The 1,137-nt window shown below is 69.1% G+C and carries 1 protein-coding gene; it reads right to left on the bottom strand.

Annotated features, from left to right (window positions below; all coding sequences use genetic code 11):
• Positions 1-1,137, bottom strand: a 1,137-nt coding sequence (locus MRBLMG1_RS36150) for an acyl-CoA dehydrogenase family protein (RefSeq protein ID WP_367828403.1), incomplete at its 5' end; no start/stop codon positions are given.

Here is a 1,137-nt window from a genome sequence, read left to right as displayed (position 1 = left end):
TTACGGGAGGTTGCGGGCCATCACGATGCGCTGAACCTGGTTGGTGCCCTCGTAGATCTGGGTGATCTTGGCGTCGCGCATCATCCGCTCCACCGGGTAGTCGCGGGTGTAGCCGTAGCCGCCCAGGAGCTGGACGGCGTCGATGGTGACCTCCATGGCGACGTCGGAGGCGAAGCACTTGGCCGCGGCGCCGAAGAAGGTGAGGTCCTCCTTCTCGCCTCCGCCGGAAACGCGCTCGGACTTGGCGGCGGCGGCGTAGGTGAGCTGGCGGGCCGCTTCGAGCTTCATGGCCATGTCGGCGAGCATGAACTGCACGCCCTGGAAGTCGGCGATGGGCTTGCCGAACTGCTTGCGCTCCTTGACGTAGCCCTTGGCGTAGTCGAGGGCGCCCTGGGCGATGCCGATGGCCTGGGCGGCGATGGTCACGCGGGTGTGGTCGAGGGTCTTCATGGCGGTGGCGAAGCCGGTGCCCTCGGCGCCGATCATGCGGTCGGCGGGGATGCGGACGTTGTCGAGGTAGACCTCGCGGGTCGGGGAGCCCTTGATGCCGAGCTTCTTCTCCGGGGCGCCGAAGGACACGCCCTCGTCGGACTTCTCCACCACGAACGCGCTGATGCCCTTGGACCGCTTGTCGGGGTCGGTGACGGCCATCACGGTGTAGAACTCGGAGACGCCCGCGTTGGTGATCCACCGCTTGACCCCGTTGAGGACCCAGAAGTCCCCGTCCCGCACCGCGCGGGTCTTCATCCCGGCCGCGTCCGAGCCCGCGTCGGGCTCGGACAGGGCGTAGGAGAACATCGCGTCGCCCTTGGCCAGCGGGCCCAGGTACCTGTGCTTGAGCTCCTCGGAGCCGGACAGGATCACCGGGAGCGAGCCCAGCTTGTTGACCGCCGGGATCAGCGAGGAGCTGCCGCACGCGCGCGCGACCTCCTCGATCACGATCACCGTGGCCAGCGCGTCCGCACCCGCACCGCCGTACTCCTCGGGGACGTGCACCGCGTGCAGGTCGTTGGCGACCAGCGCGTCCAGCGCCTCCTGCGGGAACCGGCCCTCCTCGTCCACCGCCGCCGCGAACGGAACGATCTTCGCCTCCGCGAGCGCACGGACCGACTCCCGGAGCATGTCGTGCTCCTCGGA

It is taken from the genome of Streptomyces sp. LMG1-1-1.1 (assembly GCF_040815545.1).
Classification (GTDB): Bacteria; Actinomycetota; Actinomycetes; order Streptomycetales; family Streptomycetaceae; genus Streptomyces.
This window is presented reverse-complemented; position numbering and strand designations above follow the sequence as displayed.